Origin of the sequence: Achromobacter aloeverae (assembly GCF_004121055.1) — a bacterium.
Classification (GTDB): domain Bacteria; phylum Pseudomonadota; class Gammaproteobacteria; order Burkholderiales; family Burkholderiaceae_B; genus Bordetella_C; species Bordetella_C aloeverae.
In genome coordinates this window covers 347,751-370,640 of record NZ_PYAL01000002.1, presented here as the reverse complement: position 1 = coordinate 370,640, position 22,890 = coordinate 347,751, and the positions used below count along the sequence as shown (strand labels likewise).

At 67.8% G+C, this 22,890-nt stretch carries 25 protein-coding genes; 6 read left to right on the top strand and 19 right to left on the bottom strand.

Annotated elements, in window-relative coordinates; translation table 11 throughout:
• Positions 1-26 precede the first annotated feature (26 nt).
• Positions 27-776, top strand: a complete 750-nt coding sequence (locus C7R54_RS08605; RefSeq protein WP_129149784.1) for an IclR family transcriptional regulator — start codon at positions 27-29, stop codon at positions 774-776.
• A 77-nt stretch (positions 777-853) separates the two neighbouring features.
• Here C7R54_RS08605 and C7R54_RS08600 read toward each other — a convergent pair whose 3' ends face one another.
• From C7R54_RS08600 to C7R54_RS08590, 3 genes are all read right to left on the bottom strand, one after another.
• Positions 854-1,489 carry a glutathione S-transferase gene (locus tag C7R54_RS08600; protein WP_129149783.1) on the bottom strand — a complete coding sequence of 212 codons (636 nt, stop codon included), beginning with the start codon at positions 1,487-1,489 and terminating at the stop codon, positions 854-856.
• Positions 1,490-1,636: 147 nt separating this feature from the next.
• Positions 1,637-2,506 carry a pyridoxine/pyridoxal/pyridoxamine kinase gene (gene pdxK, locus C7R54_RS08595; protein ID WP_129149782.1) on the bottom strand — a complete coding sequence of 290 codons (870 nt, stop codon included), beginning with the start codon at positions 2,504-2,506 and terminating at the stop codon, positions 1,637-1,639.
• Positions 2,506-3,309 carry a YggS family pyridoxal phosphate-dependent enzyme gene (locus C7R54_RS08590; protein WP_129150401.1) on the bottom strand — a complete coding sequence of 268 codons (804 nt, stop codon included), beginning with the start codon at positions 3,307-3,309 and terminating at the stop codon, positions 2,506-2,508. The genes pdxK and C7R54_RS08590 overlap by 1 nt, the downstream gene beginning before the upstream one ends.
• 286 nt (positions 3,310-3,595) lie before the next feature.
• On the opposite strand from C7R54_RS08590, the gene C7R54_RS08585 reads away from it, so the two are divergent.
• Positions 3,596-5,080, top strand: coding sequence for a 3-deoxy-D-arabino-heptulosonate 7-phosphate synthase (locus C7R54_RS08585; RefSeq protein ID WP_129149781.1), 1,485 nt, complete (start codon positions 3,596-3,598; stop codon positions 5,078-5,080).
• Positions 5,081-5,090: 10 nt separating this feature from the next.
• On the opposite strand, the gene C7R54_RS08580 is transcribed toward C7R54_RS08585, so the two are convergent.
• The gene (locus tag C7R54_RS08580; protein ID WP_129149780.1) at positions 5,091-6,788 is read right to left on the bottom strand and encodes a Na/Pi cotransporter family protein; all 1,698 of its coding nucleotides are present in this window, start codon (positions 6,786-6,788) and stop codon (positions 5,091-5,093) included.
• A gap of 127 nt (positions 6,789-6,915) precedes the next feature.
• Positions 6,916-8,283, bottom strand: a complete 1,368-nt coding sequence (locus C7R54_RS08575; RefSeq protein ID WP_129149779.1) for an MFS transporter — start codon at positions 8,281-8,283, stop codon at positions 6,916-6,918.
• A 100-nt stretch (positions 8,284-8,383) separates the two neighbouring features.
• Here C7R54_RS08575 and C7R54_RS08570 point away from each other — a divergent pair, with 100 nt between their 5' ends.
• Both C7R54_RS08570 and tam read left to right on the top strand, forming a co-directional pair.
• Positions 8,384-9,265 (top strand): LysR family transcriptional regulator, encoded by an 882-nt coding sequence (locus tag C7R54_RS08570; RefSeq protein ID WP_129149778.1) that lies wholly within the window; start codon positions 8,384-8,386, stop codon positions 9,263-9,265.
• A 154-nt stretch (positions 9,266-9,419) separates the two neighbouring features.
• On the top strand, positions 9,420-10,181 hold the full coding sequence (gene tam / locus C7R54_RS08565; RefSeq protein ID WP_129149777.1) for a trans-aconitate 2-methyltransferase: 762 nt from the start codon (positions 9,420-9,422) through the stop codon (positions 10,179-10,181).
• Here the strand turns inward: tam and C7R54_RS08560 are convergent.
• The 14 genes from C7R54_RS08560 to C7R54_RS08495 all read right to left on the bottom strand — a co-directional run bounded on the left by C7R54_RS08560 (position 10,162) and on the right by C7R54_RS08495 (position 21,320).
• The gene (locus tag C7R54_RS08560; protein WP_240039438.1) at positions 10,162-11,466 is read right to left on the bottom strand and encodes an acyl-CoA thioesterase/bile acid-CoA:amino acid N-acyltransferase family protein; all 1,305 of its coding nucleotides are present in this window, start codon (positions 11,464-11,466) and stop codon (positions 10,162-10,164) included. The genes tam and C7R54_RS08560 overlap by 20 nt on opposite strands.
• A gap of 97 nt (positions 11,467-11,563) precedes the next feature.
• On the bottom strand, positions 11,564-12,550 hold the full coding sequence (locus tag C7R54_RS08555) for a Bug family tripartite tricarboxylate transporter substrate binding protein (RefSeq protein WP_129149775.1): 987 nt from the start codon (positions 12,548-12,550) through the stop codon (positions 11,564-11,566).
• Between the two features lie 80 nt (positions 12,551-12,630).
• Complete coding sequence (locus tag C7R54_RS08550; protein WP_129149774.1) at positions 12,631-13,542, bottom strand: dihydrodipicolinate synthase family protein; 912 nt, start codon at positions 13,540-13,542, stop codon at positions 12,631-12,633.
• 307 nt (positions 13,543-13,849) lie between these two features.
• Complete coding sequence (locus C7R54_RS08545; protein WP_129149773.1) at positions 13,850-14,491, bottom strand: DUF1109 domain-containing protein; 642 nt, start codon at positions 14,489-14,491, stop codon at positions 13,850-13,852.
• Positions 14,488-15,060 (bottom strand): sigma-70 family RNA polymerase sigma factor, encoded by a 573-nt coding sequence (locus C7R54_RS08540; RefSeq protein ID WP_129149772.1) that lies wholly within the window; start codon positions 15,058-15,060, stop codon positions 14,488-14,490. The genes C7R54_RS08545 and C7R54_RS08540 overlap by 4 nt, the downstream gene beginning before the upstream one ends.
• Positions 15,061-15,148: 88 nt before the next feature.
• On the bottom strand, positions 15,149-15,790 hold the full coding sequence (locus C7R54_RS08535) for a DUF1109 domain-containing protein (RefSeq protein WP_129149771.1): 642 nt from the start codon (positions 15,788-15,790) through the stop codon (positions 15,149-15,151).
• Between the two features lie 13 nt (positions 15,791-15,803).
• On the bottom strand, positions 15,804-16,298 hold the full coding sequence (locus C7R54_RS08530) for a DoxX family protein (RefSeq protein ID WP_129149770.1): 495 nt from the start codon (positions 16,296-16,298) through the stop codon (positions 15,804-15,806).
• The gene (locus C7R54_RS08525; RefSeq protein ID WP_129149769.1) at positions 16,286-17,089 is read right to left on the bottom strand and encodes an HvfC/BufC N-terminal domain-containing protein; all 804 of its coding nucleotides are present in this window, start codon (positions 17,087-17,089) and stop codon (positions 16,286-16,288) included. Before C7R54_RS08525 ends, C7R54_RS08530 begins: the two co-directional genes overlap by 13 nt.
• Positions 17,079-18,026: an MNIO family bufferin maturase gene (gene bufB, locus C7R54_RS08520; protein WP_129149768.1), complete on the bottom strand. Its 948-nt coding sequence runs from the start codon at positions 18,024-18,026 to the stop codon at positions 17,079-17,081. The genes C7R54_RS08525 and bufB overlap by 11 nt, the downstream gene beginning before the upstream one ends.
• A gap of 30 nt (positions 18,027-18,056) precedes the next feature.
• Positions 18,057-18,368 carry a BufA1 family periplasmic bufferin-type metallophore gene (locus C7R54_RS08515; protein ID WP_129149767.1) on the bottom strand — a complete coding sequence of 104 codons (312 nt, stop codon included), beginning with the start codon at positions 18,366-18,368 and terminating at the stop codon, positions 18,057-18,059.
• Between the two features lie 168 nt (positions 18,369-18,536).
• Complete coding sequence (locus C7R54_RS08510; RefSeq protein ID WP_129149766.1) at positions 18,537-19,445, bottom strand: LysR family transcriptional regulator; 909 nt, start codon at positions 19,443-19,445, stop codon at positions 18,537-18,539.
• Positions 19,446-19,472: 27 nt separating this feature from the next.
• Positions 19,473-20,246 (bottom strand): SDR family oxidoreductase, encoded by a 774-nt coding sequence (locus C7R54_RS08505; RefSeq protein WP_129149765.1) that lies wholly within the window; start codon positions 20,244-20,246, stop codon positions 19,473-19,475.
• Between the two features lie 154 nt (positions 20,247-20,400).
• Entirely contained in the window at positions 20,401-20,853 is a 453-nt protein-coding gene (locus tag C7R54_RS08500) for a DOPA 4,5-dioxygenase family protein (protein WP_129149764.1), read from the bottom strand.
• A gap of 59 nt (positions 20,854-20,912) precedes the next feature.
• Positions 20,913-21,320 carry a GFA family protein gene (locus C7R54_RS08495; RefSeq protein ID WP_129149763.1) on the bottom strand — a complete coding sequence of 136 codons (408 nt, stop codon included), beginning with the start codon at positions 21,318-21,320 and terminating at the stop codon, positions 20,913-20,915.
• Between the two features lie 453 nt (positions 21,321-21,773).
• On the opposite strand from C7R54_RS08495, the gene C7R54_RS08490 reads away from it, so the two are divergent.
• On the top strand, positions 21,774-22,295 hold the full coding sequence (locus C7R54_RS08490) for a hypothetical protein (RefSeq protein ID WP_129149762.1): 522 nt from the start codon (positions 21,774-21,776) through the stop codon (positions 22,293-22,295).
• A gap of 107 nt (positions 22,296-22,402) precedes the next feature.
• Positions 22,403-22,888, top strand: coding sequence for a hypothetical protein (locus C7R54_RS08485; protein ID WP_240039478.1), 486 nt, complete (start codon positions 22,403-22,405; stop codon positions 22,886-22,888).
• Positions 22,889-22,890: the final 2 nt, after the last annotated feature.

The following is a 22,890-nucleotide window of genomic DNA, read 5'->3' as shown; positions in this document are numbered from 1 at the left end:
TGCCTGCCCATCTTCAGGATCGGATCATGTCGGAAGTGAAACTCGTCGCCCGCACCCTCGATTTATTCGAGTGCTACGCGAACCAGGGCGAAGCCCTGTCCCTCACCGAACTCTCGCAGGCGCTGGCGGCCCCCATGTCGAGCACGCTGGCGCTGGTCCGCACGCTGGTTGCGCGCGGCTATCTGTACCAGACCCGCAAGCGCACCTACTATCCGACCAAGAAGCTGATGGGGATATGCGGGGCCATCGACGCGCAAGATCCCGTCCTCGATATCCTGCGCCCTTACCTGGCGCGCCTGCGCGATGAAAGCGGGGAAACGGCGGTGCTGGGAACGCGCGAGGAGTTGCAGGTGATCTACCTGGATTGCGCCCACTCGCTGCAGGCCATCCGCTATACGGCGCAGGCCGGGGAGGCGCGCGGCCTGCACTCGAACTCGCTGGGCAAGGCCCTGCTGTCCGCCCTGGACGGGGAAGAACTGGAAGAAATTCTCGCCAAGCTGGACATGAAGGCGCTCACCCGCCATACGCTGACCAGCCGGAAGGCCTTGCTCAAGGACCTGGCGTTGTCGCGCGAACGCGGATGGTCGGCCAACGTCTCGGAAAGCGTGCCCGACCTGGCGGCCATCGCCGCGCCTTTTTCCATGGCGGGTAAATGGTATGCCCTCTCCGTCGTGGGGCCGATCGGACGCATGCAGGCGGCCTGGGACCGGCATGTCGCGGTCCTGGCCAAGGTGATCCAGGCCTTGGCGCGCGACCAGGCCATCGACAATATTTGATCGGGCCGGCGGCATCGCGGGCCGGCCCATGAGGGCGCCGGGCTATGCGGCGTGGAATGCCCGGACGGCTGGGGCGTTCAGGGCGTGTAAGGCGCGGCCTTGAAAGGCGCCTGTTCTTCGGCCAGCGCCGACCAGGCAGCCTGCAACGGATAATCGGCGGCGTCGATCAGCCCCGGCAGCATGCGCTGCGTGAAATACCATGCCACGGCGACGCTGATGCCATCCAGCTCCACGGGCGCCACGTCCGCCTCCGTCGCCCACACCAGGGGCGAGGCGCGCAAGTCGTTTTCGATTTCGTCGAATGCCGCCCTCAGCTGCTGCTCGACGCGATCCACCCAGGGCTGGTGCCGCTTCTCCTCGGGGCGTAGAAAGCGTTCATAGGCGATCTGCACGGCCTTTTCGCTGGCCACCAGTGCCAGCCCCGTCAAGCGCAGCACGGACAGGCGCGCGCCGGCGTCTTCCGGAACCAGGCGCCGGTCCTCGGGAACCAGCGCTTCCAGGTATTGCAGGATCAGCGTCGAGTCCGTCAGCACCTGCCCGTCCTCCGTCACCAGCGTGGGCGCCTTCACCACGGGGTTGATGGCCCTGAAGGTGTCGTATCCGCGAAATACCGAGATCGCACGGTGGACGTAGGGCACGCCCATGATCTGCATCGAAATGGCGACCCGTCTGACGAAGGGGGAGTCCAGCATGCCTATCAGCTCGAATTTCATCGCTCGCGTATGCTCCAAAAGGCTCCAGAAGGCTCAAAAAAAACTCGGAAAAAGGCTCGGAAAAAGGCTTGGAAAAGACCCAAGAGGGCCCGTCCTGCCGTCTCCCGGGAAAGAACGCTGCGCGGCGGCGGCGCAACGCCCGGGATCTTACGCCGCAACGGACCCGCGAGGCAGCAGCAGTTCCGCGCTGCGCGCCTCGAACGTCAACCGCAATGCCGCGACCACCTGGCTGCACGCCGCCGCGACCGCCTCGAAGACCGACGCGCCCATCACCAGCCGGCCCGTGACCACCGCGCTGAACAGGTCGCCGGTGCCTTTGGGCGTGGCATCGATACGGGGATGCGCCAGCACCTCGTAGCGATCGCGGGTGACCACCACGACCCGCATTTCGCCGGCCGCCCAGGTGTGGGGCGCGGCGCTGGTCACCGTCACCCACTGCGTACGCCCCGTCAGCAGGGTCCTGGCCGCGGCAACGACGCTGGCGATATCCGTCACCGGCAAGCCCGTCAGCCGTTCCAGCTCGAACCCATTGGGCGTCATCCCGTCGGCCCATGACAGCAGGTGCCGGCGGTAGGCGTCGACCATGCCCGGGCTGACATACTCGCCGCTGTCATAGTCGCCGATCACGGGATCGATCACGACCCGCACATCAGGTTTGGCCTCGACCACCCGCGCTGTCCACTCGCCCAGCGCCCGCACCTGCTCCGCGCTGCCCATGTATCCAGCCAGGATGCCCTTCAGATGTCCCAACGCCTGCCGCGCGTACAGGTCCCGCAAATAGCCTTCGAACCATTCCTGAGGAATCGGGCCGCCATGGATGCTCGGATAATGGGGCGTGTTGCTGAACGCCACCGTCGGCACGGCGGCGACGGTCAGTCCCAGCGCATCCAGCGCCGGCAAGGCCACGTTGTTGCCCACCCGGCCATAGACGACCTGCGACTGGACCGACACCACGTCGATGGACAAGGGCAGCAAGGGCGTCGATGCCGCGCCCACGGTGGGATCGAAGGCGCCCATCAACGTGCCTCTCCTTCGGGGGCCGAAGGCCAGTAGTAATCATTGGACGTGGCGCGCGCGCCGAAAATCGCCTGGCCCACGCGCACCACCGTGGCGCCCTCCTCGATGGCGATCTCATAGTCGCCGGACATGCCCATGGACAGCTCGTCCAGCGACATCCCGCCGGGCGTCTCCTGGCGCAGGCGGTCGCGCAATTCGCGCAGGCGCACGAAGCACTGCCGCACTTGCGCGGCCTGCGCCGACAGCACCGCCAGCGTCATGAAGCCGCGCACGCGCAGCGACGAAAACGCGGGCAAGGCGCGCAGGAACGCGGCCACCTCATCCGGCGGCAGGCCGTACTTGCTCGCTTCCATCGACGTATTGACCTGCACGAACACGTCCAGGCCCCGGCCTTCGGCCTGCAGGCGCCGATCCAGCGCTTGCGCGACGCGCAGGCTGTCCAGCGCCTGGAACTCGGCGGCGAAGCGCGCTACCAGCTTGGCCTTGTTGGTCTGCAAGTGGCCGATCACCGACCAGCGCAGGTCGGCCAGGTCCGTCATGGCTTCCCATTTGCCGTAGGCCTCCTGCGGCTTGTTCTCGCCGAAATCGCGGCATCCGGCCGCGTAGGCCAGCCGCAGCGTCGCCTCGGGCTTGGTCTTGCTGACCGGCAGCAGCCGCACGCCCGCGGCGTCGCGGCCGACGCGCTCGCATGCAGCGGCGATGCGCGCCCGCACCGCCGCGAGATTACGGCGGAAGTCCTCCACGTTTTCGGCCTGTGGCCAACGGCCATGCTGGTCGTGCAACGTGGGGGTGTCCAATGGCATAGCGGTGTTCACGGATCGCGCCTCGATGCTGAAAAGCCGGTGGCGCGCGGAAAGGGCCGGCGCCACGGGCATAAGAGTATCACCCGGGCACGGACGTGCCGGGGGAGGCATGGCGGGGGCCCTGCAATGGGTCCTTGCGCTGGGTCCTTGCGCTGGAGCCTTGCGCGGCCCTTGGTGGGCCTTTGCGTTGGGTCCGCGGGTTGATCGGTATACTCCCTCGACACCCTGCGCGCCGGCACTCGCCGCCCCGTCCGCCGACCCGGCGCATCGCAACCGTGATGTGTCCATGCCCCAAAACACCCCGACGCCCGGCCCCGCCACGCTCGAAGGCCTGCCCCATGCCGTCGCCCGGCGCTATCGCATCCCCGCGGTCCCGGCTGCCGCCCATCGACGCGACCATCCGCCGGCGCTCGAACTGGCGCTGGTCATCGAACAGGCGCGCGCCGCCTTGGTCGCGGGGCGGCCGCTGCGAGCAGGCCGGAAAGAAGCCTTCATCGACGCGCTCGCGCGGCTGGTCCAGGACGCGATGCGCCCGGCCCGCGGCGACTTTGCGTTCCAAGCCATGGTGCTGCGGCACCGCAAGCCACGGGTGCGCGAACATGCGTCCCTGTCGGCGCATGCGGACCAGGATCGGCGCGCCCTCCTGTCGGCCGTGAACGCCATCGCGCATCCCGGCAAGCGGGAGCGCCTGCCGCCCGGCCCCCTGCGCGACGGGCTGTCGCGGCTGCAGGACCAGGCCGCCGCGGCCGCCTGGCCGGCGCTGGCCGACACCGCGCGGCAGGTCCTGTCCCTGCCGGAAGCCGCGAACAATGCCCTGGTCGAACGCGGTTTGCGGAAACTGCTGGACGCCCCGGCCCTGGACAGGCTGCGGCGCCTGGCCGACCTGGCGGACGACGATTCCGTTCGCGAGTACGAAGCGCTGTGGGACAGGCGCGGTCCGCGTTCAGGCAGCGCCCAGGCCGCGGCGCTGGGACGCGGCACGCAGCAGCGCGGGGCCGCCGTCGAGGCCCTGGCCGCGCAAGCGCTGCAAGCGTGGGCACGGCGGTTGAGCGTCGCGGCGGGCGACCCCGCGGCCTATCGGGTCGTCACCTCGATGCGCGTGCCGGCGGCGATCGCGGGCAAGGCGGAACGCGCCAAGACGGAATGGGATGTGGCCCTGCTGCGGCGGGCGCCAGGCAAGGACGACGGACAGCCGGATCGCGAGCCGATGAATGACGAACGGGCCGGCGTCGCATCACCAGACGCCCGCCCATCCCGTTGGGGGCCGGCCGATGGCGACGGCGCGCCCGTCTGGGACGTCTGCCTGCTTGCCGAAGCCAAGTCATCGGTGGATGCCGCCACCACGGACTACCCTCGCCTGCTGCGCGGCCTGCGCCTGCTCGCGCGGGCGGACGCCGGCGCGCGCTATCCGTTCTCGTGCCGCGAGGGCGTCGTCATGCTGCGCGGCGCCGCCTTGCAGGCCTTGCCCACCGACGGCGCATGCCTGGACGGCACGGTGCTCTATTGCTGCGACGCGCCGGCCGACGACGCGCCGCGCCTGCTCAACGCCGCCAGCCGGATGCAGCTGCTGTCGGCGCCCGCCAGCCTGGCCTACGCGACCCGGCTGGCGGAGGACACGCCGGCGGATCCGGCGCTGCTGGAAGCGGTCTGGGACCACCTGGTGTCGTCGCCCCAATGGCAATCGGTCCTGGAGCAGTACGCCACCCTGCACCGGGTGCGCGACCTGATGGTGCACGTCGCGGATCTGGCCGCGGCAACCCGCGCGCCCTGATCCCCCCGGCCTACTCGGCCGGGATGGCGCCCCCGTCGAGCGCGGCCCGGCCGACCAGGTGCGCCGACGATCGCCACGCATGATGCGCAATGCGGGTCAATCGCTTCACATTGTCGATGCGCCGCAAGGCCTCGGCGGCGCTTATCGTGCCCGGCGCCACGGCGGCAAGCGTGGCGGCGCGGTGGTCCCGTCCCACGGCGTCCAGCTCGAGCGCCGTGCTCGCCATTTCATCGAGCTCTGACGCCACCTCGGGCGATACGCTCCATCCGACGGGATCGGTATGCCCGCTCAGCGCGCTTTGCGCGGTGACGGCGGCGCCGACCTCCTGCGCTCCCTGCATGGCCTTGACGCAAAGCGCCGTCGCATGGATATCCAGCGGGGAGTTCCCTTCGGGCGGACCGGGCGGCGGGTCGAAGCGCCCTGCGGCCAGGTTCTCCACCAGGCGCGTGGCGTGATCCAGCGCATGCAGCGTGCTCGTCAGGTGATAGCGGTCCGCGTCCGTCTCCGACGCGGCCGGCGCATGCAGTTCAGAAAGGAAATCCCTGACCTCTCCCAGCGTGGCGGCTGCCGCTGCGGCCCCCGGCACGCCGCGATGGTCCGTATTGGTGGAAAGCGCGGCGGCGACCGCGGCCGATATCGTCTTCAGGACATCCGCCACCACCCGTCGCGCGGCTTCGACGGCCACCACCGGATTGGCCAGCACACTGCGATCCAGCGCGCGTTCCAGGGCCGTTTCCCGTGTAGGCATGATGCGCTCGACGACGCGCGTGAACCATTGCGTCGCGGGCAGCAGCACCGCGACCCCTACTACGTTGAACGCCGTGTGATACCCGGCCAGCAGGGTGGTGCCGTCGATGGACGGCAGCAGGCGCGTCATCCATGACGTCACGAAGGGGAAAGAGAAAATCGCGATCAGCGCGGCGATGACCTTGAACAGCACATACGCCAGCGCCAGGCGCTTGGCGGTCACGCTGGCGCCGATGGCGGCCATGGCGGAACTGGTCGCCGTGCCGATGTTCTGCCCGATGATGAGCGCGGCCCCCTGCTCCAGGCTGATCGCGCCGGCATGGAAGGATGCAATGGTGACCGCGGTGGAGGCGGTCGACGACTGCATGACCGCCGTCATCGCCAGGCCCACGATGATCAACATCAGCAAGCCGCCCGTTCCGCTCATCCAGCCGGCCCCCGGCATGCCCAGCACCGCGGGCAGGTCGGTGGGATTCAGGCTCTGCGCCAGCCCGCCCATGCCCTGTTGCAGCGTGGTCAGGCCATAGAGCACCAGGGCGAAGCCCGCGAACGCGCCGCCGGCCGCGGAAACACGCCCCTTGCCAAGCAGCTTCGCCAGCGCCCCGATGAAGATCATGGGCAAGGCGTACGCGGACAACGACACCCGCACGCCGACCAGCGCAATCAGCCAGGCCGTGCCGGTGGTACCGACATTGGCGCCGAACACCAGGCCCAGCCCTTTGGAGAAAGGCAGGATGCCCGCGCTGACCAGGCCTATCGTCGTCATGGTCACCGCGCTTGAAGACTGGACCAGCAACGTCACCATCGCGCCCCAGAACGCGCCCGACCACGGCGTGGCCGCCGCCTTGCCGAGCACCGTGCGCAAGGCGGATCCCGCCAGCGCCTTCAATCCGTCGGTCATGACGGTCATGCCGAGCAGGAAAAGCCCGACCCCACCCAGGATGGCAATTACGGTAGACATGAATGCGCAGCCCTCGCCCGTATCGCTGGAACGGCTGCCGCGAGCGCGGGCGCCGGCACGTTGGCGTGCGCGGATATCTTATCCTGGCCCTACCGTCACGCATACCGGTCACGCAAACCGGGCGAGCCTAGGCGACCAGCCTCTCCTCGCCGCCGCGCCACCACAGGGTTCCCGCGCCCAGGATCAACAGGCCCGCGAGACCGGCCGACAGGTGCATCCCCGCCATGAAGGCCGCCGGCGTGGTGTCGCGCACCAGGTAGCCGAACACCGCCACGCCCAGCAGTCCTCCCACCTGCCGCGCGGAATTGAGCACGCCGGACGCAATGCCCGCGCGCGAGGCCTCCACCGAAGACAGCGTGATGTTGGTCATGGTCGGCACCGTCAGCGCCGTGCCGATCGCGGCAAGCAGCATGGGCAGCGCCAGCCAGCCGTAGGAGCCGTCGATGCGCACGGGCAGCAGGAGCAGGTATCCGGCTCCCGCGATCGACAGGCCCAGCGCCATCAGCCTGCGGGCGCCTATCCGCGCGATCAGGCGGCTGGCCACGAGATTGGCCCCTAGCAGCACGACGGTCATCGGCAGGAAAGCCAAGCCGGTCCGCGCCGGCGAGAGGCCCTGCTCGACCTGGAAGAACAGGCTGAAAACAAAGATCAAGCCATAGTAGGCGAAGTTGACGACGACGCCGGACAGCGATGCCATCGCGAAGGCTGGCGCACGGAACAGCGCCAATGGCAGCATGGGCGACCGGCTGCGCGACTCGATGCGGAAGAATCCCGCGACGGCGGCCGCGCAGAGCAGGAAACCGCCCTGCACCCAGGCATTGGACCAGCCGAGGCGGCCCACCTCCACCAGCGACACGGTCAGGGCCGTCAGCGCCAGGATGGCGGCAGCCTGCCCCGGCCAGTCCAGGCCGCGCCCGTGCGCCGGCGGATCGGCCGCGGCGTACTTGAGGGTCAGCCAGCCGCCCAGCACGCCTATAGGCAGGTTGATGGCGAAGATCCCGCGCCAGCCCCAGTGCGCGACCAATATCCCGCCCAGCACGGGTCCCGCCGCCAGCGACAGGCTGGCGATCCCGCCCCACCAGCCCACGGCGCGGCTGCGCTGCAACTTGTCGGGAAAGGCGCGTTGCAGCAGGGACAGCGAATTGGGCACCAGCAGCGACGCGCCCACGCCCTGCACGGCGCGCGCGCCAGCCAGCATGGCCAGGTCCGAGGCAAGGCCGCAAACTGCCGACGCGAAGGTGAACAGCCAGAAGCCGTAGAGAAATATGCGCCTGGCGCCGAAGCGGTCGCCAAGCGCGCCGCTGGTCAACAACAACGCGGCAAACGTGAGGGTATAGGCGTTGACCACCCATTGCAGGCCGACGACATCGGTGGAGAATTCGTGGCGCAGGGCGTCGAGCGCGACGTTGACGACACTGACATCCAGCAGCACGACGACGAAGCCCAGCGCGGTCGCCACCAGCGTGCCACGTGGTGAAGAAAAGGAAGCGGACATGGTTCAAGCGAAGGAAGGACCGGAAGGAAACGATGCTACGCACGCCCCCTATCCGCGTAAATTCCCTAAAATCGCACTTCAACCTGGAGAAAACGCACAGATGTTCGACTGGGAAAATCTGCGGCACTTCCTTGCGGTGGGTAGGGCCGGCACCTTGTCCGGCGCGGCGCGCGCCCTGGAAGTGGACCACGCCACGGTCAGCCGCCGCCTGGCCGCCCTGGAAGCCGAGGTGCAGGCGCCCCTGGTGGAGCGCTTGCCGCGGGCCTGCCGGCTGACGGCCATCGGCGCGCGCGTTTTCGAACAGGCCAAGCTCATGGAAGCGGCGGCGTTCGCCATAGAAAGGCAGGCACGCGCGAGCCAGACGGACTTGAAGGGCAGGGTCTCGCTAAGCGCGCCGCCCATGCTGGCCACGCATTTCCTGGCTCCGCGCCTGGCGGATTTCCAGGCGGCCTATCCCGGCATCCAGTTGGCGGTGTCATCCGAAGCGCGGCAGGTATCGCTGGCCGGCGGCGAGGCCGACGTGGCGATACGGATGGCCCGACCCAAGGAGGCCAGCACCGTCATCCGCCGCATCGGCCGCCTGCCTTTCGCCCTCTACGCCAGCCGCCGCTACGGCGCCCTGGAAGACCCGTCGCGCTGGGCCTTCATCGCCTATGAACAGCGCTACAGCCGCATGCCGCTGGCCCGGTGGATCAGGACGGCGGCGGGAAAACGCCCCATCGCCTGCGAACTCAGCGACACCAACAGCCAGTTGATGGCCGTCCAGTCCGGCGGCGGCGTGGCCGCCCTGCCTTGTTTTTTGGGCGATGCCGACAAGACCCTGGTCCGCCTCGATAGTCCCGTCCCGCCGTTCGCGCCCGAACTCTGGCTGGTCACCCACCGCGACCTCAAGCGCGCAAAAATCGTCCGCGCGGCCATGGACTACTGGGCCGCCGCCTTCCTGGACGATCCCCGCTTAGGACCAGGATATCAGCCAAGATAAGCCACGCCTCGTCCGTCACGGCGTAATCGCGCAAGAAGAAGTTTCGTTCCCGAACGGTCGGCGGCGGTGCGCCTCGCGTGGGGCTTTTGTAAGGCCGATGGCGTAATCTTCTGCTGTTCGCCATGCCACGCAGATCGATAAGAGGGAGACCGCCATGACCTGGTCCGCACAGCAGTATTCGCGCTTCGAAGCCGAGCGCACCCGCCCCGTCCGCGACCTGGTCGCGGCGATTCCGAACGAGGATGCCAGGATCGCCGTCGACCTGGGCTGCGGCCCGGGCAATTCGACCGAAGTCCTTGCGCAGCGTTATCCGCAAGCCCGCGTCACGGGCCTGGACAGCGACCAGGACATGATCGCCGCCGCGCGCAAGCGCTCGCCGCGAACCCAATTCGACCTGGCCGACATCGCGCAGTGGACGCCGGACACCCAATGCGACGTGATCCTGGCCAATGCGTCGCTGCAATGGCTGCCGGACCACCAGGCCCTATACCCCCGCCTGGTCAGCTGCCTGGCGCCGAATGGCACCCTGGCCATCCAGACGCCGGACAACCTGCAGGAACCCGCCCACCTGCTGGCCCAGGAAGTCGCCGCCGACCCCCGCTGGGGCGGCAAGATCGCGCAAGTGCGGCAGCACAATCGTCACGCGCCGCAGTGGTACTACGGCCTGCTGCAACCGCATTGCCAGCATATCGACGTATGGCGCACCACATACTTCCATCCGCTGGAAAACGCCCAGGCCGTGGTGGAGTGGTTCAAGGGCTCCGCGCTGCGCCCCTTCCTCGCGAAGCTGGACGACGACGAGAAGGCCCAGTTCCTGCAGCTGTACAAGGAACGCATCGAGCAGGCCTACCCCGCCCTGCCGAGCGGCACGGTGCTGCTGCCCTTCCCGCGGCTGTTCATCCTGGCGACGCGGTAATTCCGCGAGCGCGCGCGAGAAACGCCAGCACCGCGCGATAGGACCCCGCATTGCCCGCCGCGTTGGCGGGCGCGGTTCCACCCGCATCCAGCAACAGCCCCGACATGGCATGGGGCTTGTTGATCAGGGTGGCCGGCAAGGTCGGATAATGGACGTGATGCCCGGTGCCCGCGCAGACATGATGCTCCACCGGCAGTCCCGCCGCCTGGCGGATGCGCGCCACGATCTCCGAATAGGCCGTGCTGGGCCAGAAACCGTCGTCGGACGCGCTCACCAGCAGCACTGGCCCGGGATAGCGCTCGATGGGTATGCGGGCCCGCTCGAAGGCCGCGCGATCGCGCGTGGCGCTGAGGAAAGCCAACGTCTGCCGATACGGCGGCGGCGTGGAATACGCGGCCTCCCAGTCGGCCGTGGCGTTGTCCTGCCACAGGTGGGGCAAGGGCTGTCCGCCCTTGGTCCATACCTGCGCATCGCGGCCGGTGCCCGGCTCGCCCGCGCTCACCACGCCATGCGTCACCGGCGACGGCACGTAGGCCACCACCGCGCTCACCAACGCGGGATAGTGGGCTGCCAGCAGCAGCGACATCTCCCCTCCCCGGCTGATGCCGGACACGGCGACGAAACCGTCTTTCGGCTTGAGCACGTCCCGCACCCACAGCAGGGCCTGCTCGAAATATTCGAGCGGCATGTCATTGAGATACTTGGGCCGTCCCGGGTAATTGAAAACGCCCAACGCCAGGCACTGATACCCGCGCGCCGCGAACAAGGCCGCGCGCGGCGCATTCACGCCTCCCGACGACCCGTTCATGTAAATCACCACCGGGTGCGGTCCCGGACCGGGCGGCGTATAAAGCTCGCCCGACAGGGACATCCCCGCCACGTCGACTCGCACCGGATCGTGCTTCACGCCCGCCGCAAGAAACTCCTGGACCAGCACCGCATAGGCCGACACGTCGCCGCTGGTGGCAGCGATCTCGATGACCAGCGCATCCGTCCGGTCCGGCGGAAACACCACCCGGTCCATCTCCTGGCAACGCATGGACCAGACGATGCCCATGGCCGACGGTTCTGAATAGGAACCCGACACCGGGCTGTCGCGGCGCAGGTCCAGGCTGCCGTCCGGACCTGCCAGGAACACAGACTCCGAGGACCAGAGGGCGCCGCACATGCGCATGCTCGCCGCGACGGTCACGAAGGCGTAGGGCGGATAGCCCTCCAGCCGGATGTCGCGCTCGACATCGACGAGGGCGCGTTCCGGCGTGACGGTGATGCGGGGGGTGGGCACGGTCGTGGCCTCCAGAATGGGCGTCGGCAAAGCAGCGGGCGACAAGGCAGGGGTCGACACGGCAGGCATCGGTAAATTCAGGGAGCTGTCCGCCCCTTCAACTGCTCAACTGGGTCTTGGGCACGTTGTTGTCGCTGATTACCTTGGCCCACAGCGCGTTCTCGTCGGCAAGTATCCTGTCCATCCGCGCCGAGGACGCGAACTCGATCGCCACGCCCTGGTCGGCGAACTGCTTGATGAACCCGGGGTCCTCGGTGCCCTTCTTCACCGCGGCCTCCAGCACCTTCACCACATCGGCCGGCATGCCGGCGGGCCCGGAAATCATCATGCGGGTGTAGAGCTCCATATTGGGCACCCCGGCCTGCGCCATGGTCGGCACGTCGGGCAGGCTGGACAGGCGCTGGTCCGCCGTCACCGCCAGGGCCTTGAGCTTGCCCGACTTGATATGGGCCAGCGCCGACGTCGGGAAATCGAAAGTGCTCATGACCGTGCCGCCCATCATGTCGATCAGCGCCGGGCCGCTGCCCTTGTAGGGCACGCCCTGGAACTCGGTGCCGGTCTGGGACTGGAAATGCAGCATGGCCAGATGGTTGATGACGCCGATCCCCGCATGGGCGCAGGTGATATCGCCCGGCTTCTTCCTGGCCAACGCTACGAACTCCGCCACCGTATTCACGCCCAGCGCCGGATTGACGATCAGCACCATGGGCGACTTCCCCATGGAGCCCAGCTGCTTGAAGTCGGACTGCTTGTAGGGCAGATTGGTGTACAGCAGCGGGTTGAGGATCATGCCGTTGGTGCCAGCGAACCCCAGCGTATAGCCATCCGGCTTGGCCCGCGCCACGGCCACCGTGGCGATGATGGCCTGCCCGCCCGGACGATTCTCCACCACCACGTTGCCGTTCATGGCCGGCCCCATGCGTTCGGCCAACGCCCGCGCGGCGATGTCGGTCAAGCCGCCCGGCGCGAAGCCGACCAGCAGCTTGATGGGATGCGCGGGAAACTTGTCAGCGGCCCGCGCGGTACCGATGACGCAGGGCAAGGCGGCCAGCGCGCCCAGCATGTGACGACGAGACAAAGGCATCCGGCACTCCATGAGCGGCGAGGAAAGCCGTATGGTCGTGCAAGCGCTGGCGGGAAACCATCTAGGGGTTTCCCTTGCCCTCAGTCGCGCCAGCCCGCCAACAACTGTCGCAGCGCCTGCGCGGACGCTTCCGTCAGGGGCCATGCCGCCGGCGGACGCGGCGCGCCGCAGTCCTGGCCCAGCAGCTGCAAGGCCGCCTTCACCACGCTGACGTTGCAGCCGTTCTGCTCTTCGGCGCGCAAGGATTCGAAGGCGCGCATCTGCTCGATCAGCACGCGGGCGCGCGGATAATCGGCCGCCTCCAGCGCCTGGTGTATCGCCACCGAATGGGCCGGCTTGACGTTGATCAGGCCGGACGTGAACCCGCGCGCGCCCATCGCATACAACGGCGGCGCCCAGATTTCGGCCAGGCCGCAAACCCATGCCAGATCCAGGTCGGCGCAGCGACGCATGGCTTCGCCCATCAGCAGGGGCGTGGGCGAAGCCCACTTGATGCCGACCACGCCGGGCAGGCGGCACAAGGCCTCGATCGCCGCCAGGCCGATGCCCTCGTTGCGCAGGTACAGCACGATGGGCAGGCCGCCGCTGGCATCGCCCACCCGCTTCACGTACTCCACCACGCCGCGCGGCGCGACGAAGGGGTCCGGCAGCTGGTGCACCATCAGGCCGCTGGCGCCGGCCCGCGCCGATTCACGCGCCAGGCGGCAAGCCTGGCCGATGTCGCGGCCCACGCCGCCCAGCACGGGCGCGCGGCCGCCCACCAGTTCGGTCGCCGCGTGCGCCATGGACACGGCTTCCTCCGGCGACAGGCCATAGAACTCGCTGGTATTGCCGTTCACCACCAGGCAATGCACGCCGGCGTCCACGGCGCGATCGACGATGGGGGCAAGCTTGCGCGGCGCGATCTGGTCCTGGTCGTCGAAAGGCGTGACCAGGATGCCGGAAATACCGTTGAGCGCAGCGCGCAGCTGCGAAAAAGTGAAAGCGGTCATGAATGATGTCTCCAGGATAGGGGCAGCGGTTCAGGCGGCGCTGCGCTTGATGACGGCGTCGGCACGGGACTTCAGGCCCGGGGCCAGCCGGGTTCCCAACCCCGGCTCGGTCGGCAAGGCAAGACAAGAAATCCCTGTTCCAGCACCGGAAGCTCGGTCACCAGGTCGCGATGGAAGCTTGCCAGGAACGCGCGCACAACTTCCTGGAAGATAGCATTTGGACTGGTAAAAGCAAGGTGGAGGGAAGCCATCGGCACCGGAGCGGAGCAGGCGCCCGCGCGCGGAATAACCTCCTCTCCCGCGCCGTCTACCAGCGCAGCAGCTTCGGCCCAAGCAGCGCGCCCAGCGCCGTCGGCAACAACATGCCAGTGAAATACCACACCGCCCAGAAAGCCACGCCCATTTCAGGGCAGTGCAGGCAGTACGCCACTGTCGCGGTGGCGCTGGCAAGCAGGCCTGCCGTCGCGCCCGCCAGGCGCGGGCGTGTGGGCGCCAGGCCCTTCATCGCCCAGAACACCGCGATGAAGGTCGGCACGGATAGCAAGGCGATATTGAAGGGACACGTGCGCCATGTGACACCCAAGACCATGGGCAGGCGCGCCTGCGCCGGCGCCGCCAGCAACATGACAGCGGCGGCGCCCCATACGGCGACGACGGGCGCGGCCAGCAAGACCCAGCCGCGTCCCACCGGCATGCCAGGACGCGACAGCCGGGCGGCGGCCAGCAGCGCCGCCGCCGCCGTGCAGGCGGGAAAGGCCATCCTGGCCCAGAACAACGGGGTGGCCAGCATCGCGCGGATATCCGGCCGTATCCCGTAGATCATCGCCATCAGCAGGATGGAACCCAATCCGCCCAGCGCCAGCGCGCCGCGATAGCGCCGCGCCAGGATGCCGCGATCGACCGGCGCGACCTGGGCGGCCAGCATGGAAATCATGTCATCGGTCTTCATAACGAACCTCGTATCCTGGCAGCCAGCGCCTTGAGTCCGCGGTGCACGCCCACCTTCACCGCTGATTCCGACAAGCCCGTCAACTGGGCGGTCTCCGCGACCGAGAGCCCGTGCACCTTGACGTGCAGGATGGGAAGGCGATGGCGGTCCGGCAACTGTGCCAGGAGCTTGCCCACATCGCGGCGCGCCTGCGCCGCCTCTTCGTCGGACTCCGCGAAGATATCCTGCTGATCGTCCAGCGGCTCGTGCAGCGCCTCGTGGCGAGACCGATGCCGCAGGTAATCGGCCACCTTGTAACGCGCGATGGCGTGGGTCCAGGCCGTCAGCGGCTGGTCCGGCAGATAGGTGTGGCGTCCGTTGTGCACGGCGATCAGTATCTCCTGGACGATGTCCTCGATGTCATCGGGCAGGCGATAGAGTCGCCTGCGCAGGAAGGCCCGCAGGTGCGCCCCCAACGCCTGCAGGAATGCGTGGTAGGCGCGCGCATCGCCGTCCAACCCGGCCAGCAACAAGGCCCTGAGCCGGATTTCGGCGGATTCCGGCGATCCATCTTGCGGTGCAGGTGTCATGAGGGCGCCTGGTCTGGCGACGGGGGAACATCCCCGCCAGGAATTCTACCCGGCCGTCCCCTGCCCGACGCGCCGCCCCGCCTGGCCGCTACCATCGCAGATATCCCGGGGCCAGCCCGGCGCCGATGGCCATGGTGACGAGAACGGCCAGGACGTGCCAGACGCTCCAGAACGTCGCCGGCATGTCGGCACAGTAGACCGAATACACCAGCAGGCCCTGGGCGCCCGCCAGCAACCCGGCGCCCGCGCCCGCCACCGCCAGGCGTGTCGGCGCCAGCCCCTTCATGGCGTGCATGACCGCCGCGAGCGACGGCAGGGAAAGCAGCACGGCGTTTGCCGTCGTGGCGGCCCACGTCGCGCCCAGCGTCCACCGCAACCGATATGCCGACGGCGTCGCGAACAGGATCACGGCCGCGACCAGCAACATCAGGATCGTCGGTACGATGGCCGCCGTCCACGCCAGTCCGAGCGCCGCGCCGGGCCGGGCCAGCCGCTCGGCCAGCCTCAACGCCGCCGCCATGATGGCCAGGGGAAACGCCAGCCTTATCCAGAACATCGCGGTAAGCATCTGTTCCGGCATATTGGTGTCGATACCGTACAGCGTCACCAGCAGGACGGCATTGCCCGCCAGGCCCGCCATCAGTGCCCGGTTCAATCGCCTGGCGACGGCGTTGCGCTCGATGGGTCCCGCACGCCCGGCCAGCCTGGATACCAGATCCTGGGTTCTCATTTGCATCCACGCATCATGACCGAGGGGACCGGTCCCCCAGCAAATAGTCCAGTGAAAGGCGGCCAGGCCCCCAGGCGACGATGGCCGCGGCCATGGCGCCCCAAGTCAGGTGCACCGGCCAGCCGTCGGGAACCGTCAGCTCGATAACGCAGGTCATGAGCAAGAGCCCGGTGGCGGCGAAGCGCGTCCCGATACCCAGCACGAGCAGCACGGGAAACAGCACCTCGCCGCATCCAGACAGGAACGCGACGACAGCCGGCGCCGGAAAGGGATAAGGTCCGCCCGGCAGGTGCAGTTGGAATTCATCGGTGAACAATGCGATGGCGGTGTCGTTCAGGCGCAGGAACCCCTCCCATTTAAGGATGCCGGACCTCCAGAACGGCACCGCTAGCGCGACCCGCAGCATCAATTGCACCCACCAAGGCTGGGCGCAGCGCGCCAGCCACCCTCTTGCCCGGACCATGGCCACGAGGGGCACGGGCGCTTCGCGGGTATTCATGACTGACATTCGTGTTTACCTCCATGTTCAATGGCAGCGAATACGCCCGCCGCGATCATGCCCTCGAGATTGGCCGGGAGATCGAAACCGGCGGCTTCGTCGTAAGCCGCCTGGGCGGCCGCGCCCAGCGGCACGCCTTCGAGCAGCTGGACAAGGAAGGCGGCGCCTCCCGGCGGCAGGCGCGACACGATGACTTCCTGCGCCGGCCGCGTCACCAGCGCATCCTCCGCGTCGCTTCCGCACGGCGGCATGATGGGGCCCGGCGCCCTGGTCATCGCGAAGATCGACACCGCGGGGTATCTCGATCGCAGGACGCGCGTGGAGGGATGCGGGACGAAACGCAGGTCGGCCAATCCCTTCGGGTCGACGGCGGCAAGCGCCGCGGCCGGCAGGACCGGCGAATCGGCGGCGTGATAGGCGTCCAGCCAGGCCCGTTCGATACGCGCCGTGTCCGCCAGCCAGGGCAGGCCCGCCGCGTACTCGTAGGCCTCGATGAAAGCGGGAAAATCCCGTCCGTACTCGAACAGCATCGGACAGGCCGGCGGCGTCGCGCGGACATGGAAACGCGCCATGGCGCGAAAAAACGTTACGCCGGTAATGCGCTGGACGGCGGGATAGATGGCGGCCAGCGCGTCGATCAGGCTCACGGTCACGTTGTTGCGATAGACGTTGTAGCGCTTGACGACGCTTTTTCCGCGTCCTGCCATCAAGTCCGCAGGGGCCGCCAGCGCGGGCTTCAGCAAGCCGGGCGCGAACGCGGCGGCATGGTCCGGCGCATGGGAACGACGTTCAGACGGCATGGACGTGGTCCTCCTCGAACGCGCCATGGCCGCGCAGGATGCCAAGCGCCGTATGCGCTTGCGCCCGCAGCACGGGCCAGGCGGGCAGCGCGCTGTCCCACTCAACCAGCGTCGGCCTGGCGCCCGCGCGAGCGATGACGCCGCGATACAGCGCCCAGACGGGATCGGCGATGGCGCGGTCATGGCTGTCTATCAGCAGCGGTTGTCCGTCGTCGTCGCATTGCGCGTCATGACCGGCAAGGTGGATTTCACCGACGTGCTGCAGCGGGAAATCCACCAGGTACCGCTCGGCCGAATAACCGTGATTGGTCGCCGAAACGAAGACGTTGTTGATATCGAGGAGCAGACCACAACCGGTGCGCCTGGAAACCGCGCGGATGAAATCCGTCTCGCTCATCGTCGAGGACGAAAATGCCACATAGGTCGCCGGATTCTCCAGCAGCAGCGGGCGCTGGATCGCCTGCTGGACCTGGTCGATGTGCTCGCAGACCCTTGCGAGGGTCGCATTTGTGTAGGGTAAGGGCAAAAGGTCGTTGTAGAACGCACCCTGATGCGACGACCACGCCAGGTGCTCGGACACCAGCAGCGGCTCGTAGCGCAGGACGAGCTCGCGAAAGCGCGCCAGATGTTCCGTGTCCAGCCCGGCCATGCCGCCTATCGACATGCACACGCCATGCAGGGACAGCGGATGGCGTTCGCGGATGGCGGCAAGCATCCGATGCGGCGGTCCGCCCGCGCCCATGTAGTTCTCGGCGTGGACTTCGAAGAATCCATCCGTCACGGCATCGTCCAGGATCGCCGCCAGGTGCTCGGGCTTGAAGCTGGTGCCGGCCAGCGCCCTTCCATCCGGGCATTGGCGCAGGAGACGGCCAGGGTCGCGCACCGTCGCGGTCCCCTCCGCCGTTGGCCCGGCGGTTGCCTTGGAAATTGCGTTCATGGCCGTCCCTTGCCGTGGGGAACCGCCGTGTCAGGACTTGATGGGGGTAAGCGACCCATGCCCGCCGCCTGGGACCTCGATGCTCGTGCACGTGCCGCCTCGGACGAATTTCCACGCATTGCCCTGGAAGTCCATGGTGGAAGTGCCCTGGCAGGTGGTGCCGGGTCCCGCGGCGCAATCGTTCTGGCCCTTCAGCGCGACGCCGTAGCATTTTTCCTTGTGCGCGGCCAGGGCGGCGCCGGCCTCTTCCTTGGTGAGAGGCGCGGCGTTGGCGGCGGAGGCGAGGATGCCGGCCAGGGCGCTGGCGAGCAAGGTGGAAGTAACGGTGGTTTTTGCAGACATGGCTTTCTCCGGTAATTGCATTCGGACGTATCCATGGCGGATACACAAGCTAATTCGTCCACGACGCGGATCGGGTTACAGGCCAGCGGGAAATTTTTTGCCGCCGGGCCGCCCCAAGGCAAAAGAGCCCCTTGGGGGGCAGCAGGCAGCGAAGCCGCGGGGATCGGACTATGCGTCCAGATGCTCCCGCATCAGGTCCTCGAACCACTCCAGGAATACCGCCAGCCTGCGCGAACGCTGGCGGCGGTGCGGATACAGCAGGGAAACCGGCATGGGCGCCGCCCGATAGGCCGGCATGACCTCGACCAGGTCTCCCGCATCCAGCAGATGCCGCACGTCGAAGCGCGGTATCTGGATCAACCCCAGGCCGGCGCGACAGCAGGCGATATAGCCTTCCGCATTGTTCGTCACCACTTGGCTGGCCACCGCCACGACTTGCTCGCCGCCGTCGTCGGACACGTATGTCCAGGGCAGTTCCCGCCCGGTCGTGGGCGATGCATAGCCCACCATCCAATGCCCCGACTCCAGGTCCCCGGGCCGCTCGGGCACGCCCTGCTCCGCCAGGTAGCGGGGACTCGCGCAGTTGATCAGCGCGATCGTGCCCAGCTGGCGCACCACCAGGCTGCTGTCCTGCAAGGCCCCCACCCGCACCGCGCAATCGACCCCCTCCTTCACGAGGTCGACCGCGCGGTCGCTCGATCCCAGGACCAGGCGCAGGCGCGGATGCCTGCGCAACAACGCCGGCAAGGCCGGCGCGATCAGCCGGCGCGCGATGCGGCTGGGCACGTCGATCTGGAACTGGCCCGACACCTGGCGCTGGCTGGCGTGGAACAACAGGTCGATGTCCTCCACGTCGGCCAGCAGCGGACGCAGGCGTTCGAGCAGCAGCGCGCCATCGGCGGTCAGGCGCACCTGGCGCGTGGTCCGGTGCAGCAGGCGGACACCCACCTGCGCCTCCAGTTGCTGGATGGCGGCCGATACCGACGCGCGCGGCACGTCCAGCGCGTGCGCCGCCTTGATGAAACTGCCCATCTCGGCGACCTGCATGAAAATCCGGTATCGGTCTAGTCTATCCATGTCCTCGCACGCGCCCCCTCCAGGGCATTACTTGGTCGTATAACCGCCGTTGATCAGGATGGTCTGGCCGGTGATCCACCAGCCATCGCTCACCAGGTGGCGGATGAACGGCACCACGTCCTGGATATCGGTGAGACCGGTCTTGCTGAAGGGCGACAGCGCGGCCGCGGTCTTGTGATAGGCCACGGCGTCGGCGCCCTCGGCCGGGTAGAAGAACGGCGTGTCCATCGGGCCGGGCCCTACCGCGGTCACCGAAATGCCGCGCGCGCCAAACTCCTTCGCCGCGGCGCGAGTGTAATGCTCCACGGGCGCCTTGGTGCCGGCATAGGAAGCATAGAAGGGCGTGAACGCGCCCAGCAGCGACGTCACCAGCGTGACCACCTTGCCGTTGTCGTTGACGTGCTTGCCGGCTTCCTTGAGGAAGAAGAAGGCCGCCTTGGAATTGACCGCCGTCATTTCGTCGTACTCGGCCTCGCTGATCTCGACAAAGGGCTTCTTCAGCACCTTGCCCACGGTGTTGATGGCGATGTCCGGGCGGCCCAGCGCGGCGACGGTATCGGCGAACAGTTTCTCGACGGCCGCCGCCGTGGTCAGGTTCGCCTGGAAGGCGACCGCCTTGGCGCCCGCGGCCTGCACCGCGGCCACGGTCGCGTCCGCGTCGGCCTTGCTGGCCGGGCTGTTGTAGTGAATGGCGACGGCCTTGGCGCCTTGCCCAGCCAGGTCGCGGGCGATCAGGCCGCCGAGGTTCTTGGCGCCGCCGGCGATCAAGACGACTTTGCCCTTTATGGAATGGTCCGCCATGGAAATCTCCTTCAGGTATGGGGTACCGCTCACTGTAGAGATGGCGACCGCGGAAATAAATGCTGCCGGCCTGGATAGATAATCCAGGAAATCATGCCAATGGGACGCTTACGCCTGGACTTACGCCTGGACGCCGGCGCGGCCGGATGTCCGCTCAGGCCGTAAGCGTAGGCTGTGTGTTGGGCACGATCGCGGGCTCCGGCCCCTCCATATCGGGCAGCCGCTGTGGGTTGAGGATGCCCAGCACCTCGCCCATCCAGAGCGCGTGGTCCGTATGGTCGGTCCTGGGCCTGCCCGTGTTGGGGTGGACGAGCACGGCCAGTCCGCGGCGATTGATCATGAGCCAGGGCACGAAACGCGCATATTCGGCGACAGCGAAGGCCACCTGGTACATGGGCCGCGCATGCGGGCCGACCAGGGTGTCGTGCCAGCGGCCAAGCAGCACGGAGAAGCGCAGGGAGATTTCCTCGCGCAGGATCTCGGCGGCCTGGCGCTGCGCCGGACCGTCGAAATAGATGTGCGCGTGATAGCTGCGTATCGTATCCAGCGCTTGGACCGCGCGATCCGGTCCGGAAGCTGCGGGCGTACCCGCCAAGGCTTTATCCATGGAGTATCCCGAATATCCAGAAAATGGAACCAGCGAATGCGGCCGCGATCGTCACCGCCCTACTCGGACGGCTTGGGCGCATAGGCGTCGATGACCTGCTGCTCCGTCATCGTCGGCGTCTGGTTGGCGAAATCGTAGTACGGCGGCTTCTTGTCGATATAGATCTGGCTATCCAGTTGGAAATCCGTGGTGTCCAGGAGACCGGCCGGAATGAAGTAATGGCCGTCGGCGAGGAGCTTGTAATAAAGATGGGCGCCGCATTTGGCGCAGAAGGCGCGTTCAGCCCAGTCGGACGAACGGTAGACCGATATCTGGTCCTGGCCGACAAACACCGCGTCTGGCCCGCAGTGGACCGCGAGCAAGGGACCGCCTCCCCATCTGCGGCAATATCCACAATGGCAGGCGCCTATCGACCTGCTGTCAGCGGCCGTGACGCTCACGGCGCCGCATAAACACGTACCTTTCATATTGGTGTCCTCGCTGCGGGAGTGGCGCCTCGGCTGTGGGCGCTGTGTATTTATACAGCCTTTCCCCCGTCGCCCGCCACCCGACAAGCGAGCGGCCCGGCGCCCTCGCGGCCGCGGCGCGGCCATCCCTGGCGGCGGCCAGGATGCCGCCACCAGGGGCCGGTCCAGGCAGACGGCCGCCATGTCGCGTAACTTCAGTGCGGTCCTTGATCCGTGATATTGCAATTTCTTGCATTTCAGATGTCCCGTCCTGAAAGGTTATCGGGCAAAATCCGCCGCACCGAAAAAGTGCGGAAGTGCGCGCGGACCGGCGAATCGTATCGAGACCCTCGGCCGTCGACGCAAAGCAGGAAAATGCAAGGACAGATCCATTCCATATCCAGAACGTCGACAACGCCGACCACGGCGCCCCCGCCACGACACCGCGAGGAATGGACATCGCCCGCGCGCCGAATGCGCCTGATCGCGGTCGTCGTGCTCGCCAGCCTGGCGAGTCTCGCCTGTACCGCGTGCAGCTCGCTGTATTCCGAAGGAGCCCAGGCAGGCGCCGGTGTCGGCGGCGCGCTGGTCGCGTCGAAGGTCACCAACAATGCGGCGGTTGCGACCGGTATCGGCCTTGGCGCGGTTGCGCTGGCGAAGACCGGCGTGCAGTATTCGGAGCGCGTCGTCCATGACAACACGCAGAACAGCATCGCCAGCGCCGCCGGCCCGCTTGGCCCGGGCGCGGTCGCACCCTGGTCCGTCAAACACGCCTTCCCCATCGAAGACGACGCGCATGGCCGCGTGACGGTAAGCCGCAAGATCAGCACGGGCGCGCTCGATTGCAAGGAAATCGTGTTCTCCGTCGAGCACGAGGCGACCAAGGACACCGCCGCGTCGAGCGCGTTCTACGTCGCGTCGGTATGCCGGGACGGCAAGGTATGGAAATGGGCATCGGCCGAGCCGTCCACCGACCGCTGGGGCGCGCTCCAGTGAGAGACGGTGCACAGGTGGACGACGTCGCCAGCGTATCGTCGCGCGCGCGGCGACGCGGGCCGCACATTCGCGCGAGGGACGGCAGGGGCGCCCGCGCCCTACCCTGCCTGCTTGCCGCGCTATACGGGTGTCTCCTGGCCGCTACCAGCGGCTGCTCCTCGATCGGCGCCGCGAGCGGCGCGGCCGCCGCCGTGGCCTCGGGCGCCGTCACGGCGAATCCGGCCGTGGCATTGGGCGTGGGCATTACCGTGCAGGCCGCCACGGACGAGGCCGTCTCTCGTTTCATGAAAAACATGCACGCGGACCAGCAGAACCTCATTGCCGCGACAGCGGGGCGCCTGCCGGTCGACGGCACGGGCACATGGCAGGTCAAGCATGTCCTGCCGGTGGAGAACGGCCACGGCAAGGTAAGAGTCACCCGCGCGTTCTCGTCCATGCTCGCATCCTGCAAGGAGTTCGTCTTCTCCGTACAGGACGGCGACACGCCCGCGGCGCCCGAACGCTGGTATGCCGCCACCGCTTGCCGCGGCCAGGACACCTGGAAATGGGCCTCGGCCGAACCGGCCGTGACGCGTTGGGGCACGCTGCAATAAGG